The 18,005-nt window shown below is 70.2% G+C and carries 14 protein-coding genes and 2 pseudogenes; 7 read left to right on the forward strand and 9 right to left on the reverse strand.

Annotated elements, in window-relative coordinates:
- Positions 1 to 3 precede the first annotated feature (3 nt).
- From R2S09_RS31895 to R2S09_RS31920, 6 genes are all read left to right on the forward strand, one after another.
- Positions 4 to 963: a sugar ABC transporter permease gene (locus tag R2S09_RS31895; protein WP_316744762.1), complete on the forward strand. Its 960-nt coding sequence runs from the start codon at positions 4 to 6 to the stop codon at positions 961 to 963.
- Position 964: 1 nt separating this feature from the next.
- Positions 965 to 1,858: a carbohydrate ABC transporter permease gene (locus R2S09_RS31900; protein WP_316744763.1), complete on the forward strand. Its 894-nt coding sequence runs from the start codon at positions 965 to 967 to the stop codon at positions 1,856 to 1,858.
- Between the two features lie 5 nt (positions 1,859 to 1,863).
- Positions 1,864 to 2,937, forward strand: coding sequence for a glycosidase (locus R2S09_RS31905; RefSeq protein ID WP_316744764.1), 1,074 nt, complete (start codon positions 1,864 to 1,866; stop codon positions 2,935 to 2,937).
- Entirely contained in the window at positions 2,934 to 4,151 is a 1,218-nt protein-coding gene (locus R2S09_RS31910) for a Gfo/Idh/MocA family oxidoreductase (protein ID WP_316744765.1), read from the forward strand. Before R2S09_RS31905 ends, R2S09_RS31910 begins: the two co-directional genes overlap by 4 nt.
- Positions 4,148 to 5,788, forward strand: a complete 1,641-nt coding sequence (locus tag R2S09_RS31915) for a glycoside hydrolase family 13 protein (protein ID WP_316744766.1) — start codon at positions 4,148 to 4,150, stop codon at positions 5,786 to 5,788. The genes R2S09_RS31910 and R2S09_RS31915 overlap by 4 nt, the downstream gene beginning before the upstream one ends.
- A gap of 381 nt (positions 5,789 to 6,169) precedes the next feature.
- Positions 6,170 to 7,546 (forward strand): phosphomannomutase/phosphoglucomutase, encoded by a 1,377-nt coding sequence (locus tag R2S09_RS31920; protein WP_316744768.1) that lies wholly within the window; start codon positions 6,170 to 6,172, stop codon positions 7,544 to 7,546.
- 182 nt (positions 7,547 to 7,728) lie between these two features.
- Here the strand turns inward: R2S09_RS31920 and msrA are convergent, their stop codons facing one another.
- The 8 genes and pseudogenes from msrA to R2S09_RS31960 form a co-directional block, all read right to left on the reverse strand.
- Positions 7,729 to 8,268 carry a peptide-methionine (S)-S-oxide reductase MsrA gene (gene msrA / locus R2S09_RS31925; protein ID WP_316744770.1) on the reverse strand — a complete coding sequence of 180 codons (540 nt, stop codon included), beginning with the start codon at positions 8,266 to 8,268 and terminating at the stop codon, positions 7,729 to 7,731.
- A 733-nt stretch (positions 8,269 to 9,001) separates the two neighbouring features.
- Positions 9,002 to 9,319: a molybdenum cofactor biosysynthesis protein gene (locus R2S09_RS31930; RefSeq protein ID WP_316744777.1), complete on the reverse strand. Its 318-nt coding sequence runs from the start codon at positions 9,317 to 9,319 to the stop codon at positions 9,002 to 9,004.
- Positions 9,320 to 9,609: 290 nt separating this feature from the next.
- Positions 9,610 to 9,822, reverse strand: coding sequence for a WhiB family transcriptional regulator (locus tag R2S09_RS31935; protein ID WP_316744772.1), 213 nt, complete (start codon positions 9,820 to 9,822; stop codon positions 9,610 to 9,612).
- Between the two features lie 224 nt (positions 9,823 to 10,046).
- Positions 10,047 to 11,177 (reverse strand): transaldolase, encoded by a 1,131-nt coding sequence (gene tal / locus R2S09_RS31940; RefSeq protein WP_306192394.1) that lies wholly within the window; start codon positions 11,175 to 11,177, stop codon positions 10,047 to 10,049.
- A 125-nt stretch (positions 11,178 to 11,302) separates the two neighbouring features.
- Entirely contained in the window at positions 11,303 to 13,060 is a 1,758-nt protein-coding gene (locus R2S09_RS31945) for an AfsR/SARP family transcriptional regulator (RefSeq protein ID WP_316744773.1), read from the reverse strand.
- Positions 13,061 to 13,489: 429 nt separating this feature from the next.
- On the reverse strand, positions 13,490 to 14,212 hold the full coding sequence (locus tag R2S09_RS31950) for a TetR/AcrR family transcriptional regulator (protein WP_306192365.1): 723 nt from the start codon (positions 14,210 to 14,212) through the stop codon (positions 13,490 to 13,492).
- Positions 14,213 to 15,461: 1,249 nt separating this feature from the next.
- Positions 15,462 to 15,679 (reverse strand): annotated as a pseudogene (locus R2S09_RS31955) (hypothetical protein); the annotation flags it as partial.
- A complete protein-coding gene (locus tag R2S09_RS31960) occupies positions 15,676 to 16,431 on the reverse strand; it encodes a beta-phosphoglucomutase family hydrolase (RefSeq protein ID WP_316744775.1) in 756 nt (251 codons plus the stop codon). The pseudogene R2S09_RS31955 and the gene R2S09_RS31960, both read right to left, overlap by 4 nt.
- A 561-nt stretch (positions 16,432 to 16,992) precedes the next feature.
- On the opposite strand from R2S09_RS31960, the gene R2S09_RS31965 reads away from it, so the two are divergent.
- Positions 16,993 to 17,322 (forward strand): WhiB family transcriptional regulator, encoded by a 330-nt coding sequence (locus R2S09_RS31965; protein WP_306192363.1) that lies wholly within the window; start codon positions 16,993 to 16,995, stop codon positions 17,320 to 17,322.
- Positions 17,323 to 17,372: 50 nt separating this feature from the next.
- Here R2S09_RS31965 and R2S09_RS31970 read toward each other — a convergent pair.
- A pseudogene (locus R2S09_RS31970) lies at positions 17,373 to 17,821 on the reverse strand (LysR substrate-binding domain-containing protein); the annotation flags it as partial.
- Positions 17,822 to 18,005 lie beyond the last annotated feature (184 nt).

Genomic DNA, 18,005 nt, shown 5'->3' on the forward strand with positions numbered 1-18,005 from the left:
GCCATGTCCTCCAGCACTTCTGACGTCCACTGGCCCCGACCTGCCGCCAGGACCACGCCGAAGGCGCCGGCACCCCGGCAGCGGTGGCGGTTTCGGCTGGGCGGCCATCAGCCCATCGGCATGCTGTTCGTCTCCCCGTACCTGCTCTACCTCGCCGCGATCTTTGTGTATCCCCTCGGCTTCGCCGTGTGGATGTCGTTCCACGACTACTTCTTCACGGCCCCCGGCGTCCAGGTGGACCGGCCCTTCGTGGGCCTGGACAACTACACGACGGTACTCACCGACCCCGACGTCTGGCGTTCGTTCCTCAACATCGCCGTCTTCCTGGTCATCAACGTGCCGCTGACCGCCGTCGGCTCCCTGGTCCTGGCCGACGCGCTGAACAAGAAGCTGCCCTTCCGGTCCTTCTTCCGCACCGCCTACTACATCCCCTACATCACGGCCAGCGTCGCGGTCGTCGGTGTGTGGCTGTTCCTGTTCAACAGCGACGGCCTGGTCAACCATGCGCTCGGCCCGCTGGCGCCGGATCCGTCCTGGCTGGTCAACTCCCACCTCGCCATGCCGGTCGTGGCCGTCTTCGTGGCCTGGAAACAACTGGGTTTCTTCGTGGTGCTGTATCTGTCGGCGTTGCAGAACGTGCCCCAGGAGCTGTACGAGTCGGCGGCCATCGACGGCGCCGGACGGCTGCGCATCTTCCGCTCCATCACGGTCCCCGCGGTCCGGCCGGCCACCCTCCTGGTTCTGATCCTGGCCACCATCACCGGCGCCAACCTCTTCACCGAGCCCTACCTGCTCACCAGCGGCGGTGGTCCCGACGGCGCGACGACCTCGCCCGTACTGCTGATGTACCAGCGGGGTCTGCAGCAGGGCCACCCGGACGAGGCGGCGGCCATCGGCGTGATCCTCGTCGTACTGATCACCGCCATCTCGCTCGTCTACCGACGCTTCGTGGAGAGGGACTGAGATGGCCACCGACGTCGCAGCCCTGGCCACCGGCGAGCACCGCACCACCGAGCACGCTCCGCGGCCCCGCACCCGGTCGACCGGATCCCGCATCGCGCTGCTCATCGGCGCGTTTGCCTTCCTCTTCCCCTTCTACTACATGATCATCGGCTCCCTTCAGAAGGAGCCCGACTCCAGCCCCGCCGGGGCGTTCCCGGACCCGTCCAACCTGAGCCTGCACAATTACGCGGCGATCGACTCGGCGATCTCGCTCGGCAGGTCGCTGGTGAACTCCGGCATCTTCACCGGCGGCGTGATCATCTGCACCACCGTGTTCGGCCTGCTCGCGGGCTACGCACTGGCCCGGCTGCACTTCCGCGGCCGTGGCTCGACGTTCGCCCTGGTTCTGCTGGTCCAGGTCGTGCCGTTCCAGCTGCTGCTGATCCCGCTGTACGTGCTGATCGTCCGCGACTACGGTCTCGCCGACTCCTACCTCGGCATGATCCTGCCGTTCGCGATCAACACCAGTGCCGTGTTCATCTTCCGGCAGTTCTTCCTGCAACTGCCGGCCGCCATGTTCGAGGCCGCCCGCATCGACGGCGCAGGTGAGCTGCAGATCCTGTTCCGCATCGCGCTGCCGCTGTGCAAACCGGCCCTGATGTCGGTCGTGCTGCTCAGCTTCACCGGGCCCTGGAACGAGTTCCTCTGGCCGTTTCTGGTGACCAAGCGGCAGGACATGCAGCCTCTGGCCGTCTCGCTGGCCAACTACATCAGCACCGTCGCCTCCGCCGCCGCCAACCCCTTCGGCGCCATTCTCGCCGGGGCCTGCGTCCTGGCCGCACCGGCGGTCGCCCTCTACCTCGTCTTCCAGAGCCGTTTCAACTCCACCGACATCGACTCGGCAACGAAGGGCTGAACTTCGTGTCCCACAGCACCACCGCCCCTGTCCCCTACACCCTGACCCGGGTCGGCGTCGTGATGTCTCCGCTGCCCGGCGAGGCCAACGAAGTCGAGGGCGTGCTCAACCCGGCCTCCGGCCGCACCCCCGACGGCAGGCTGCATCTGCTGCCCCGGCTCGTCTCCGAGGGCAACGTCTCCCGCGTCGGCCTCGCCGAGGTCGTCCTGGACAACGGTGTGCCCACCGGCGTCGAGCGCCGTGGCGTGGTCCTCGCGCCCGACGCCGGCTGGGAGCGCGGCAAGAACAACGCCGGTGTGGAGGACCCCCGCACCACCTGGATCGAGGATCTGGGCCTGTACGTCATGTCGTACGTGGCCTACGGGCCGCTCGGCCCCAAGCCCGCCCTCGCTGTCTCAAGGGACCTGGTCGGCTGGGAACGCCTCGGCCCCCTCCAGTTCGCGTACCAACCCGACCTGGACACCGACCTCAACCTCTTCCCCAACAAGGACGTCGTGCACTTCCCCGAGCCCGTGCCGGGCCCGGACGGCGCGATGTACTACGCCATGCTGCACCGCCCGATGTGGGACCTCGGCTGGTTCCGTCCCGGCGAGGGCGTGCACCTGCCCGCCGGGGTGAGCGACGAGCGCCCCGGCATCTGGATCTCGTACGTACCCGTCGACGAGGTCAAGCAGGACCTGAGCGCCCTGACCCGGCCGCGCCACCACCGGCTGGTCGCCCCATCCGAGTACTCCTGGGAAGAGCTCAAGATCGGCGCCGGGCCGGCTCCGATCCGGGTCGACGAGGGGTGGCTGCTGATCCACCACGGCGTCTCCGGCACCATCGGGGACCCCTTCGCACAGGCGCAGACGGTCAACTACGCCGCCGGCGCGATGATCCTCGATCCCGCCGATCCCAGCCGCGTCGTCGCCCGCACCTCCGAGCCGCTGATGGCTCCTGAGACCGAGGAGGAGCGTTCCGGCACCGTGCCCAACGTGGTCTTCCCGACCGCGATCGAGGAGATCGACGGCGTGCGCTACGTCTTCTACGGCATGGCCGACGCGCACATCGGCGTGGCCCGGCTGGACCGGTCCGCATGATCCCCGCACCCATCGGGCACGCCGTCGCGCTGGTCGGCTGCGGAGCCTTCGGCACGTTCGTGCTGGACGCGATACACGACCTGCCCGGTGTCCGCGTCGCCGCGTGCGCCGACGCCGACCGGCGGCGAGCGCAGGCGCTCGCCGGCCGGTACGGCGCGGCCGTCCACACGAGCGTGGAGGACGTGGCCGCGCTGGCGGACGTCGACGTGGTCGTCCTGGCCACCCCGCCGGCCGCGCATGCGGACGCCGCGGTGACCGCCCTCCGGGCGGGCAAGCACGTCTTCTGCGAGAAGCCCATGGCGCTCACGGTCGAGGACGCCGCGCGCGTCGCGGCGGAGAGCCACCGCTCGCACGGTGTGTTCGTGGTCGACCACGTGCTGCGCTACAACCCGGTCCTGCGCCTGCTGAAGCGGCTCGGACAGGAGCAACTCCTGGACGGACTGCGGCGGTTCGCCTTCGAGAACGACGCCTCCGACGAGGACCTCGGCCCGGACCACTGGTTCTGGGACCCGGCGCACAGCGGCGGCATCCACGTCGAGCACGGCGTCCACTTCTTCGACGCCGCCAGCGTCCTGATGGGCAGCGACCCGCTCCGGGTGCAGGGCACCGAGGTGCGGCGGGAGGGCGGACCGGTGGACATCGTGGTGGCCACCGCCGTCCACCCCGGCGGCGCGGTCGCCACCCACACCCACTCCTTCACCCACGCCCACCGCGCCGAGCGTCAGCTGATGCGGCTCGACTACGGCTTCGCCGAGGCCCGCGTCACCGGCTGGATCCCGACGTACGCCACGATCACCGCGTGGACCGACGAGGCGGGCGCGGCCCGCTGGGAGGCACTGCCCGCGCGGGCCGGCGAGCTGCTCGCGGTTCCCGGGCTGCGGCCGCACGGCGAGGAGCGCATCACGGTCTCCGTGACACGCGACGCCGGCCCCGCCCGGCCCGCTCGCGGCCGGGGTGTGACGCGCAGCGTCCCGCACCGGGCCGACTGCGTCGTGGACCTGGGCGGTGAGGGCCGCAAACAGCACGTGTACGCCGAGAGCGTGCGGGCGGCCATGACCGACCTCCTGCACTGCGCGGTGCACGGCGGCACTCCGCAGGCCGACGCCACGGCCGGGCTGACCGCGGTGGCCGTGGCCCGGGCGGCGACCCGATCCGCGCGAAGCGGCCACACCATGTCCCTCACCACCCCCGTTCTGGCCGGAGGCACCCGATGACGGCGGTGCCCGGACCTACCGGTCCCGTCCCATGGTGGCGGGAGGCGGTCTGCTACGAGATCCACCCGCGCGCCTTCGCGGACGGCAACGGCGACGGCACCGGGGATCTGCCCGGAGCGACCGCCCGCCTGGACCACCTGGCGCGTCTGGGCGTCGACGCGGTGTGGATCACCCCCTTCTACCCCTCGCCGCTGGCGGACGGCGGTTACGACATCGCCGACCACACCGGCGTCGCGGCAGACCTCGGCACACCAGCCGACTTCGACGCCCTGGTGGCCAAGGCACACGCCCTCGGGATCAAGGTCCTTGTGGACGTGGTCCCCAACCACACCTCCCACCAGCATCCCTGGTTCCTCGAAGCGCTTGCCGCCGCGCCCGGCTCCCCGGCCAGGCAGCGGTACATTTTCCGGGACGGCAGCGGCGAAAAGGGCGAGCTGCCGCCCAACGACTGGCAGTCCGCATTCGGCGGCCCCGCCTGGACCCGCATCGACGAGGCGGACGGGCTCCCAGGGCAGTGGTATCTGCACCTGCACGCGCCCCAGCAGCCCGACCTCAACTGGCGCCATCCCCAGGTGGTCGCCGAGTTCGAGCGGATCCTCCGGCACTGGCTGGACCGCGGGGTCGACGGTTTCCGCGTCGACGTGGCCCACACCCTGTTCAAGGCCGAAGGACTGCCCGATGCCGGTCCCGGCCAGCACCAGGACGTCCACCGCAACCACTTGATGCCCTACTACGACCAGGAGGAACTGCACCCGCTCTTCAGGAACTGGCGAACTCTGCTGGACCGACATCCGGCCCCCGCAGGGGCGGTGGCCCCGCCCGAACGCGTCCTGGTGGCCGAGGCGGGCATCTTCGACCGCGAGCGGCTGGCCCGCTACGTCGCCCCTGGCGAGATGCAGCAGACGTTCAACTTCGCTCTCCTGGAATGCCCTTGGGACGGACCGGCGATGCGCGAGGTGGTCGAGCAGTCGGCCCACGCCATGCGGGCGGTGGGTGCTCCCGTCACCTGGGTCCTCTCCAGCCATGACGCGATCCGTCCCGTCACCCGCTACGGAGGCGGCCGACTCGGTGAGCGGCGCGCCCGTGCGGCGGCCCTGCTCATGCTGGCCCTGCCCGGCGCGGCCTACGTGTACCAGGGTGAGGAACTGGCCCTGCCGCAGGCCCGCATCCCCGACGACCGGATCCGCGACCCCTTGTGGGAACGCTCCGAGCACCGCCACCGCGGACGCGACGGCTGCCGGGTGCCGCTCCCCTGGTCCGGCACCGCCCCTCCGTACGGCTTCAGCGTGGCCACGCCCGATGCCTGCTGGTTCCCGCAGCCCACCGACTGGGCCGAACTCACCGTCGCGGCGCAGCAGGACGACGAGCACTCCATGCTCGCGCTGTACCAGGCCGCACTGCGCCTGCGTCACGACCATCCCGCCCCGGACACGGCGTTGCGCGTCCAGGGCCCGGCGAACGGCGAGTGGTTCGCCTTCGACCGATCGCCCCGGCTGCGCTGCCTGGTCAACTTCGGGCCGCGCCCCGTCCCGCTGGACGATGGCGCCCGAGTACTGCTGTCCAGCGCACCGCTCGACGGTCGCGACGTCCCCCAGGACACCGCCATCTGGTTGACCTGCGAGGAGTACCCGCATTGACTGCTCCCCTCCCGGAAGGGAGAGGACTGCTCACCGTCCACGGCTGCACGGAGATCTACGGCTCAGGCCGCCGCATGGGCCGGCGGCCCAGGTGGTCTTACGCCCTCGGTCCTGTCGGGCCGGGCCGGACCGCACGTCACCTTCTCGCCGGTCGCCTTGGTGCAGAGATGTGCGGCTTCGGACCCAGCAACGCAGGCGTTTCAGATCCAGCGGCAGCGCGCCCACTGCGCATCCAGCGCCATGCGGAGGCCAGCGGACGACGCGAAGCCGGAAGGCGTAAGCGGGCGGCCCCCACATCCTGCGTCCGGCGCCTGCCCTGATCCGCAGGAATCCGATCCGTCCCCGGCCTGAAGGCCGAGGCATCCTCCTTGGAGAAATCCAGTGAACGACAGACCAGGTGTCGACCTGTCCGCCGTGGTGAAGGCCTACGACGTCCGCGGCCTCGTCCCGGACCAGCTCGACGAGGAGCTCGCCCGGCTGTTCGGCGCCGCCTTCGTCGAGACGACCGGCGCCGACGCCATCGTCACCGGCCACGACATGCGGGCCAGCTCGCCCGCCCTGGCCCACGCCTTCGCGCGGGGCGCCACCGAACAGGGCGCCGACGTCACCGAGATCGGCTTGTGCTCCACGGACGAGCTGTACTTCGCCAGCGGTGCCCTGCACCTGCCCGGCGCCATGTTCACCGCCAGCCACAACCCTGCCCGCTACAACGGCATCAAGATGTGCCGGGCCGGTGCGGCACCGATCGGCCAGGACACCGGGCTGCGCGCCATCCGCACGCTCGTCGAACGCTGGGCGTCCGGCGAACCACTGCCCGCCCCGCCCCGCCCCGCGGGCTCGATCACCCGGCTCGACATGCTGAAGGAGTACGCGGCCCACCTGCTGAACCTGGTCGACGTCCACGCCGTGCGCCCGCTCCGCATCGTGGTGGACGCCGGCAACGGCATGAGCGCACTGACCGTGCCGGCCGTCTTCCATGACGTGCCGGTGAAGATCGTCCCGCTTTACTTCGAACTCGACGGAACCTTCCCCCACCACGAGGCCAACCCGCTCGACCCCGCCAACATCGTCGACCTGCAGCGCGCAGTGCGTGAGACGCAGGCCGACCTGGGTCTGGCCTTCGACGGCGACGCCGACCGCTGTTTCGTGGTCGACGAGCGCGGCGAAGCCGTGGCCCCGTCCGCCATCGCTGCCCTGATCGCCGCCCGGCTGCTGGCCGAACACCCGGGAAGCGTCGTGCTGCACAACCTGATCACTTCACGGACCGTGCCCGAGGTGGTCCGCGAGCTCGGCGGCACCCCGGTCCGCACGCGGGTGGGCCACTCATTCATCAAAGCCGAGATGACTCGCACGAATGCGGTCTTCGGCGGCGAGCACTCGGCGCACTACTACTTCCGCGACTTCTACAACGCGGACACCGGCATGCTCGCCGCCCTCCACGTCGTCGCCGCCCTCGGTTCACAGCCGGAGCCCCTGTCCCGCCTGGTCGAGCGCTACCAGCGCTATGCGGCATCAGGAGAGATCAACAGCACGGTTCCCGACCCCGACACCGCCGTCGCTGCCGTACGCGCTCACTTCACCGCACACGCCGAGACCACCGTCGACGAACTCGACGGCCTGACCGTCTCCACCCCTGCCTGGTGGTTCAACCTGCGCCCCTCCAACACCGAACCGCTGCTGCGGCTCAATGTGGAAGCGGCAGACACGGACACACTGGCCCTGGTGCGGGACGAGGTGCTGGCCGTCATCCGCCGATGACCGAGGGCCTACCGGGTGATGCCGGCGCCCATGCGGTCGTCCCTTCCGGCCGCCCGCATCAACACCTGGGCCGCGCTTCGTACCCCCGGTGCCGATTCGGGGTCACCGTGGATCGCGTGAAAGGGCGCGTCAGCCTGACCCCTCCGCGCCTGCTATGACATGCCGCGGCAGGTGCGGGGAGGTCAGGCCGGTCCTCGCGGCAGGTTCCACTCTTGTCGGATGTACTGGCTCATGGGCGCATCCGGATGGCGCTGGAGGTAGTTCTGGTGCTCAGGTTCCGCCTCCCAGAACGTGCCGGACGGGACGACCTCGGTAACCAGCTTCCCCGGCCATAATCCAGACGCGTCGCAGTCCGTGATCACTGCCTCGGCGATGCGTCGCTGTTCCTCGTCCAGGTAGAAGATGGCGGACCTGAAGGGCAAGCCGATGTCGTTGTCCTGCCGGTTCAACGTGGTGGGGTCGTGGACCTGGAAGAAGAACTCGAGGATGCTGCGGTAGTCCGTCCAGGACGGGTCGTAGGTGACCTCCACCGCCTCCGCATGGTTGCCGTGGTTTCGGTACGTCGGTTCCACCACCTCGCCGCCGGTGTAGCCGACACGGGTGCCCACGACACCCGGGAGCCAGCGGAACAGCTCCTGCATGCCCCAGAAGCATCCGCCCGCCAACACGGCATACCCCCTTGCTGGTACCACGTTGTGTTCCCCTTTCTGTGAAGTAGGCATTGACCAAAGACCGTCCGACACGAGAACGCCCAGACGGGCGAGGCCCGCCCCTTCGCCAGGTTGCGGCAGACAGACAGGGGCCTCGACTCTGCGGCGTCGAACCGCCGGCTGGTTCACCGTTAGCTGCCTCGGTGGCGGACTCCTTACCCGGCGTCTGCAGGTGCCAGGCCCGGGGCGCCTGCCCGGGGGTTCCGCATCTGCTCGGGCTGCCGCGCCGTCCCTTGCCCCGGGCTGCCCCGGGACAGCCCGGCCTGGTTCATCGAGGGGCACTTCGGTAGGCGACCAGCACAGGCAGAAGGCGAGTTCGCCGTGGACCGGTTGCGTCGGCTGAGCAGGTGTGATGGCTGCTGGTACCGATATGGATCCGGGCCCAGTCGTGGTATCGCGGGCCTTCCGCGCCGTTTCCCGCACCCTGACGGTGCCAGGCCGTGGCGGGCAGGCGGCCGGCGGCGGTATCGGCGCGGACTGGAGTACGGCCGTGCGGCGTGGGCGCGCAGGTCGTCGTGGACAGCGTCGGCGTCCCAGCGTGCGTAGCACGGCAGGCGGTGCATCGGCCCGGGCCGCGTGCGGCCCGCCCCATGACTGGTCGGACATCGCCCGCCGGCGGGCAAGGTCTCGTTGTAGCCTGCGGGCACCGCACGGCCTTCAGGAGTCCGCGCAACTCCCGATGATCACGTGGCCGTACCTGTTCTCAGCCGGGTCCGCGACAAGATCGCGAGGTGAGACGGGAGGATCAGCGTCGTTCGCGCGGCCCGACCACGCGGAAGCTCGCCCTGCCGACACTGAGCACGCCGTCCGACAGCGGCGTGCACCGTACGCCGCCCTTGCCGCGCAGCGCGCGCTGCGCCCCGGGTCCGATGACAGCGTCCATCCACGCGCAGGGCCGTGCGGCGCGGTTGACGGTGAACGCGATGGGGCCGTCGCCGGTGTCGAGCTCCACGGTCCAATCGACGTAGGCGTCGATGTCGACGCCTCGAAGCAGGATGTTCCGTCGCGTCTGTCGGAGGCCGACAGCGGGATCGATGCTTGTGGGCAGGTTCTCTTCCGCCATGATGGTCACGGCCGCGTCCCGGTGAGCCGGCTGGGCGAAGTACCGGTCGCCGACGATTCCAAGGTGACGGCGTACATGGACCTGCTGCACCAGCCCGCCGGCCGGGTCCGCTGACGGCCCCTGGGCGGGCCGTCCGGAGTACCGGTGCACCGGCGACACGAGGAGCTGCACCACCTGCACCTCACCCTGAGGGATGTATGGGGAACTCAAACCGAGTCAGATCCCTTCTGCCCCGCGAATTGTGCTGTCCCGGCGTACTGGAAGTCCCTGGCACGGACGACGGCTCTGTGTCAGGCGTCAGGCCCGGAGCTGGACCGTTTCCGAGCGCTGAGGTGTTTTCTCCTGCAGGCCAGGACCAGTTCTTCCTCGTCCATTCCGCCCCGGATTCCGTACTCCTGTGCTGTGGCGAGAGCCCAACTGGCGCACGGTCGGCGGACAGGGCATGCCTTGCACACGGCCTTCGCTTCGTCGGCCTGACGCCGACCGGGACCCTTCGTGCTCACGGGGGAAGAACAGTTCGGTGTCGAGGTCCCGGCAGGCCGCGCTTGCGAGCCATGTCAGCATGCTGCTGTCCCCGGGGCCGGGGACGCCGCCGCGGGCGCAAATGCCGAGTCTATCGTACTGCCGTCTCCCTGGACGTGATCCGCCCCGCTCTCCCTGGAGGGGGGAACGGCGTGCGGGTGGTTCGGCAGCGCCCGGGCATCGGGGTGTTCCGGAGGGGTGTTGCTCATTGCCGCGTGTGCAGTCTGCGTGTGCCGGTTCCGAGCCGGGCCTCGGTCGCGGTGAGAAGGCTGTCCCAGGACTCCTGGAACTTCGCCACACCCTCGTCCTCCAGCTGCTGGACGACTTCGGAGTAGGGGATCCCCAGGCGCTCAACCGCTTCGAGGTCGGCCCGGGCCTCGTCGTATGTGCCGCGGACGTCGCGGCCCGCGGCCAGCCCCTGTGCCTCGACGGCCAGCAGCGTTGCCTCGGGCATGGTGTTCACCGTGTCCGGGGCGATCAGCCCCGCGACGTACTTGGTGGCCTCGTACGCGCTGTCCTTGACACCTGTGGAGGCCCACAGCGGGCGCTGTTTGTTCGCCTGTGCACGGTGCAGGCGGTTCCAGCGCTCACCGGAGAAGCCCTCCTCAAAGGCTTCGTACGCCAGGCGGGCGTTGGCGACGGCGGCCTTGCCCCGGAGGGCTCTGGCCTCCGGCGTGCCGAGGGCGTCGAGGCGCCTGTCGACCTCCGTGTCCATGCGGGAGACGAAGAACGATGCGACCGAGGAGATCCGCGACAGGTCCAGCCCGGCCGCTCGGGCTTTCTCGAGGCCTGTCATGTAGGCGTCGGCTACCTGCCGGTAGCGTGCCAGCGAGAAGATCAGGGTCACGTTGACACTGATGCCCTGGGCAATGGTCTCGGTGATGGCGGGCAGGCCCGCCTCGGTTGCCGGGATCTTGATGTATGTGTTCCGGCGGTCCACAAGCCAGGCCAGATGACGTGCCTCGGCAATCGTCGCCGCGGTGTCGTGAGCCAGGTGAGGGTCGACCTCGATGGAGACGCGGCCGTCCTGGCCGGCAGAGGATGCCAGGAAAGCGGGGCGAAGGATGTCTGCGGCGTCGCGCACATCCCACGCGGTGATGGTGCGGACCGCCTCCTCGACTGACACTCCGCGAAGCGCGAGCTCGGACATCTGGGCCTCGTATTCCGCACCGTGCGCTATCGCGTCCCGGAAGATCGTCGGATTCGTCGTGACGCCCACCACGCAGCGACTGCTGACCAGCTCCGCCAGGCTGCCCGACACGATCCGCCCCCGCGACAGGGTGTCCAGCCACACGGACACACCGGCGTCCGACAGATCTTTCAACGCACTCGTCATGTTTCCCGCACCTTCCAAGGGTGGTGAGGCGGGCCGGGCAGGCCGCCTCGGCGTGCCCATGTCTGCGCGGCGGTGGCCCTGCGGGGTGCCTGTGACCACGACATGGATGCCGGCCTCTGCTCGCCCTACCAACAGGCCGGTTTGCCCTGGTCAAGGAGCCTCCGCCCCGCCTGCTCCGCCGCGTACGCGGCCACGAGCCGGTTCCAGCTGTAGCGGCCCGGACCGATCTCTGAGACGAGGTGCGCTCGGGTGAGGCGCGACAGGACCTGGCGGACCCGGCACTCGGGCCGTCCGGCGAGGTCCGCGGCCTGCGATGCTGCGAACATGGGGTCTGGGCAGGCGCTCAGGTCGCGGAAGAGCGCGGCCGTTTCCGTGTCGAGCAGGCGGTACGAGCGGGTGATGGACGCGCGGACGTCGAGCGTCTGATCCTCGTCGCTGGCGAAGGCGTCCAGGGTGCGGTGCTCCAGCGCCTCGTACTCGTCGGCCAGGCTCGCCAGGCGCAGCTGCGGTCGATAGGCCGCGCGGGCGGCGACGTTGGCCAGGGCCAAGGGAAGCTGCCCGGCCAACCTGATGATGCGGTCGACGGCCTCTGGTTCAGCCGCTGTCCTCGCTGCGCCGAGTCGGCGCGCGAGGAGGCTGCGTGCGTCCGTCTGGCTCAGGGGTGTGAGTGTCAGCGGAAGTGCCTGATAGGCGGCCACGAGCGCGTGCAGTTGCATGCGGCTGGTGACAAGGGCCATGGAGCCGGGACCTCCGGGGAGGAGGTGCTTCAGCTGGTCCGTGTTCCATGCGTTGTCGAGCACGACGAGCACTCGGCGGCTGGCGAGCAAGCCGCGGAACATCAGCCCCCGTGCCTGCGCGGTCTCGGGCATGTCCTCGGGACGGACCCCCAAGGACTGCAGGAAGTCCTCGAGCACGTGCGCGGGGTCCCGTGGCTCGGCCTCCGGTCCGGCTCCCTGCAGGTCGGCGAAGAGCTGGCCGTCCGGGAAGCGGTCAGCCAAACGGTGGGCGACGGTGGTGGCGAAAGCTGTCTTGCCGACGCCGGCCAGTCCGCCGACCGTGCAGATGGCCACAGAGGACGACGCCTCTGCATCGGCGACCAGGCGCTCGACCTGCTGTTGCTCCCTCTCGCGGCCGACGAGGCTCGGAAGGGCGGCTGGGAGCTGGGCCGGGGCGTGAGGCGGGGGCGTCCGTGGCTCGCCCTTCGGACGGTCGGCGCTGTGCGGGAGCTGGAATCGCCCGGAGAGTATGCGCTCGTGGACTTGCTGCAGCTCCGGCGAAGGGCTGACGCCGAGGCGTTGACGCAGCAGGTGACTGGTCGTGTGGTAGATGGTCAGGGCCTCGGACTGCCGCCCAGCACCGTAGAGCGCGGTCATGAGGAGGCCGCATACGCGCTCTCGGAGCGGGTGCTCGACAAGCAGGGCGGACAGTTCCGCGGCGGCCTCCGCGTAGCGGCCTCTCTCCACTTCGCATGCGAGCTGTTCCTCCGCACAGGCGAGGCGCAGCTCACCGAGGACGCTGCGCTGCTGGCCCGCGAACGGCCCCGGGACCCCGGCGAGGGCCACCCCCTTCCACATCTCGAGGCCCTCGGCCAGCAGGCTCGCCGCGGACGCCAGGTCGCCGGTGCTGCGCGCCTCCCTCGCCCTTGCCGCCGTCTCCTTGAACCTGTTCAGGTCCAGAGCGTCCGGCTGGATGCGCAGCAGGTAGCCCCCGTCGACCAAGCGCACGGAGCTGTTACCCTGCTCCCCCAGTGCCTGTCTGAGCCTGTATACGTAGGTGCGCACGGAGCCTACGGCCGACGGTGGGGCCTCGTCGCCCCACACGTCCTCCACCAGCTTCGAGAGGCTTACCGGCTTGCCCGCCCTGAGCAGCAGCGAAGCGAGCACGGCACACTGCCTCGGCTGACCAGCTCCGGCCTCGACCCCCTGTTTGTGCAGCCGGACTGGGCCGAGCACTGAGAACTGGACGCCTGGGTGCATAGTGCCTACCGCCCTGGGGATCCTTGTGCGACTGGGTCCTGGCCGTCCACAGGGGACCGCTCGCCCCGAACAATACCTCAGTTCGACCCGATTTTCTGGACCAAATGGTCCCTAGGGAGGGCGGCGACCGGCCCTCTGCGCAGGGAGCCCGCCGCTTTTCGACGGCGCCGGCGCTGCATGCGGACAGTGGGGCGTGCGGACGAACATGTCCTCCCGCCGTCACGCCCCCGGCCGCCCGCCGGGAGCGCGGTGACGTCCAGCCGGCACGGACACCCCGACGCAACCGCCGGTGGCGCAGCGCCAGGACTTCTCGGCGCCGTCTCGCCCCGGGACGGCTTAACGCTCTCCCGCGTCCCCCTCAGACGGATTGCCGTCCTCGGCGGGCACGGCATAGGCCTTGACGTGGCCGATCGCCATGTCGAGGGCGATCCTCATGGGTTTGACGTCCTGGGCCGTCTGCGCAAGGAGGTAGCCGCCTTGAAGTGCGGCCATGAGGCCGGTGGCCAGCTCTCCGGCGTCCGCATCGGCACGGAGGACCCCCGAGTCCTTCATCCGCACGAGCCCGGCCTCGAGAAGTCCCGCCCAGGTATCGAAGTGCCGGGCGATCACCTTGCGCACCTCTTCGTCCTGATCGGCCAGCTCGCTCGCGAGGGAACCCAGCGGGCAGCCGTACGCCCCGTTTCGGAGCGCGTTGCGTTCGATCACTGCGTCCCGCCAGCGCTCCAGCCCGCGGAGAGAGTTGAGCCGCCGCAGCAGCTGGTAATGACGTTCGAGCACTTCAGCAGCCTGCAACGCAACAACGTCCCGCACGAGCGCATCCTTGTCGGGGTAGTGGCGGTAGAGCTGGGATTTACTCGTTCCGCTGGCCGCCCTGACATCGTCGAGAGTCGTGGAAGACACGCCCTTGACGTACATCATGTCGGCGGCGGCTCTCAAAATACGCTCGCGAGTCACCCGCCCGCGCTCAGTCAGCCGGGAGTCGTTTTTGTCGCGCGTCTGTTCCGCCACATCGGCCAGATTACCGGTGGGAACGCTAGCAGGATACAGAATGGACTTCAAGGTCCTTTTCTCCTGTGGGCGGGCCGCGCTCGGCGACGGTGAGGTGCTCTAGTGCGGCGGCTACGGGCGCAGGTACTGCGGCCGGGCCGGGCTCGTCATCCACGAGCTGTCGGGAGCACTCGGCGCCGCGCGCTACGTCTGGCGCCACCTCCCTCCCTCCCAGTGATGTCCACACGCACAGATCGCCACCGAAGCGCCAGAACCGACCGCTGCGCAGGGCCGCTCCTCACCCACCAGGGCTCCCCGCAGCCGGACGGCCTCAGCCTCTACGCAGCAAAGATCGGACTGGACGCCGAACGCTTCGCGCACACCGCCGACCTGTCCGCCGCCGCGCCGGTTCGTCCACACGGCGGTGGCTGACTGTATGTGCGGCTGCGCCGAGCGTCGCCACCTCTCCGCGTCATGGCTGGTCTCCGCTGCGCAGCGAGGCGCGCCGACAACGGCGGCCTGTCCGGCGACTCGCTTCGAGGGCGTCGCCGCTATCGAGCCCGGCCTGCTCCCCCGCCCCTGGGGAGCGAGCCGGGCTCGACCATCCGGCCCCAGACTGCGGCGGGCTTCGCGGCCCGGCCGGAGCAGATCGCCGCCACGATCGACTACCTCACCTCGACGACACCAGCTGTGTGTACAAGCCCTGTCGTCGCCGCCGGCAACGGGGCCATCTGACGGAAGCGACCCGCCCGGCGTACGCGCGTCGCGGCCTCTGGACCAAAGAGCGTCATGGCCGCAGCCAATGGATCATCCACGATGGAGAACTCGCCGTACAGGAGCAGGCCGGCGCCCTCCGTGACGCACCGCGTCCGGCCGGTGACGCCCCGCCTTCGGGCCGGAACTTGCGACGGGAGCGGTGCACCGCCCATGACGAGCAGATGGGCCCGGTGGAGGGTGCACGAACACCTTGTCGGTCCCCATCTCCGCGCGGCCGTGCGCCTGTGGTCGTGTCATCGGGGCCTGACTGGGGCCGCCTCCCCGTCGTCCGTGCGGGCGGGGGCCTTCGTCTGGGCCCGCTTCCCTGGACACGGACGACTCGGCCTGTCGGCTCGGCCGGTGGCCGGTCACCGTGGCGTCCCTTCCTGCTGGAAGGCTCCGCAGGCGTGGAGGCGCTCCCGCGGTGCCCGGTCGGTCGCGGTCTTCAGGCGGCTGGGGCTCCCGAATCCAGCTCCGCTGGAACGATTCGGCGACGCTCCGCGCCGCCGCGTCCAGATTCGCTTCACCACCGGCGTGAACGCCGGTGCACTGCGAATGAATCCCGGTAGCCCGCTTCCGCGTACGGCAGGGCGTGCAGTTCGTGGACGCCGTTGAGGTAGGTGCCGGGCAGCCCGTGGGCTCGCCCTCCTCCAGGTTGCCGCGCCAGCCGATGTGCCCGTTCGACAACGCGAAGACGGACTCGCTCTGGGCGAGCATGCCGAGGTCCAACGCGGTCTCCCGCAGTGCCCACGGCTCGATGGCGTAGGAAGGGTGACTGATCATGGCCGGAGCCGCTGATCGGGAGTGCCGGCAAGGTCTCTCAGGTCCTTGACGACCACGTCGGCGCCATGGGCGTACAGCGCGTCGGCGTGGCCTGTCCGGTCGACGCCGACCACCCAACCGAAATGCCCTGACCGTCCGGCGTCCATACCTGCCTGCGCATCCTCGAAGACCGCGCACTGGGCAGGGTGCTGGCCCAGATCGCGGGCTGCCGCCAGAAACGTGTCGGGGTGGGGCTTGCCCCGCAGGTTCCGATCCGCGGCCACGACACCGTCGATCCAGGCGTCGAAGAGCGTCTCCACACCCGCCGCCCTCAGGATCTCGCGGCAGTCGGCGCTCGATGTGACGACGGCTGTGAGCAGCCCCCCGTCACGGGCCGCCGTGAGGTAGGCCGTGGTGTCCCGGTACACCTCGGCTCCCTGCGAGCGGATCCTGGCGTCGAACAGGCCGGTCTTCCAGCGGCCCAGGCCGTGCACGGTATCCAGGCCCGGGGGGTCGTCAGGGCTGCCCTCCGGCAACTCGATTCCGCGCGAAGACAGGAAGCACCGCACGCCGTCGGCTCTCGGCCGCCCGTCGACGAACTCGCGGTAGTCCGTGTCCAGAGCAAACGGGCGGAACCCGTTGCCTTCGCGCTGTTGCAAGAACGCGTCGAAGGCCTCCTTCCAGGCAGCGGCATGGACGGAGGCTGTGTCGGTGATGACGCCGTCGAGGTCGAAGAGACAGGCCCGTATTACGGCAGGCAGGCCAAGCGCCACAGGGTTCCCCCTTGCAAGTGCCGGTGGGACGGCCAGTCTCGCCCGCCCCACCGGCACTGCGGAAGACCGGTAGACCTCCAGTAGACGCCGGGTCCACGGCGCCGACGCCGGCAGCTCGACCTGGCGGCAGCTGCCCGGTATCCCTCCCCTGCCCGGGTCCGTCCGGCCGACGCCGGGTAGACGGGCGGTAGACGTTCGGCGCTCCCGTCCCGGGGGCGCTGCGCCCCGCTGCCTCTCTCCGGAGCGCTGGAGCACAAGCGCCACCCGCTCGTCCCGAAGGGAGCGGCCCGTCTGTCCCGGAGCGGTGGCCGGGCCGTGGCCGTGTGCCTGGCCTGTGGCTCACACGACGTCCGGCAGCGGCGCCGAACACCACCCTCTCCGCGTCGTCCGTGCTCTGAGCGACCGTCACAGAGACCGGGCGGTAAGAACACGCTGTGAAAGGGCGCTGACGTAGATGCCGCACGGGTACGGCTTCGGTGCTGCGTTCCTGGACCGAACACCGGGCGAGCGGCAGGTCGTTGGCACCGTATCCGCCCAGAACGGCTACAGGGGGGTCACGTAATGACAGATTTCTCCCGCCTTCCCGGACCGAACGCGGACCTGTGGGACTGGCAGCTGCTGGCTGCCTGTCGTGGAGTCGACAGTTCGCTCTTCTTTCACCCGGAGGGTGAGCGCAGGTCGGCTCGGAGCGCTCGAGAGAACTCGGCCAAGGAGGTCTGCATGAGGTGCCCGGTCCGTGCGGAGTGCGCGGCGCACGCGCTGGCTGTGCGCGAGCTGTACGGCGTGTGGGGCGGCTTGACCGAGGGCGAGCGCAAAGAACTCATGGGCCGGGCACGCAAGCAGTTGGTGTCGACCTCGCCGTCAACCGGTGACACTGCCTCGAACACCTGAAGGAACGTTTCTTCTTCACTTTCGGGCACACGCACACGTGCCCATGGCACTCACTGCTGCCGTGCCGTCGCCACCGTCGGCACCAGGGCGAGGCCGGGCAGCGTGAGGGCGACGATCTCCCGGCGCACGGGCGGCTCCAGCGCCGGCATCCGCCCCCGGGGGCCGTACGGACTCGACGGCGAGCTGCGGCAGCACGGCCCCGCCCAGACCCGCGCCCACCAGAGCGACCGCGGCGGGACAGCGGTCGGTGGCGAAGTCGATGCGCGGGGTGAATCCGGCGCTCTCGCACACCTCGACCAGCCGGCCGCGACAGCGCGGGCAGACCATGATCCAGAGCTCGTCCGCCAGTTCACCGATGGCGACGGATCCCTGGCCACCCGTGCGCGCGAGCCGGTGCCGCTCGGGCGCCAGCCCGACCAGACGGCCCGCAGGGCCGCACGCCGAGGTCGTCCCACTCCTCGGTGACCGGTGTGCCCTCGTAGCGGAACGCGAGCACCACGGCTGCCGTCTCCACGGCGGTCAGCTGCTTGCTGCCCGCGCCACGGCAGGCCTCTTCGGCGGCGGCCCGTACGCGGACAAGTGAGTCCGGCTCGAAACCAGCCCGCAAGCGAGGCGCCTGCCTTTTCCGTGGCCACCGCATCACACACGAGCCGGTGTGCCTCGCCGGTCACGGCCGCGCGCCG

The sequence above is a fragment of the Streptomyces sp. MK7 genome (genome assembly GCF_032658145.1).
Classification (GTDB): Bacteria; Actinomycetota; Actinomycetes; order Streptomycetales; family Streptomycetaceae; genus Streptomyces; species Streptomyces spiralis.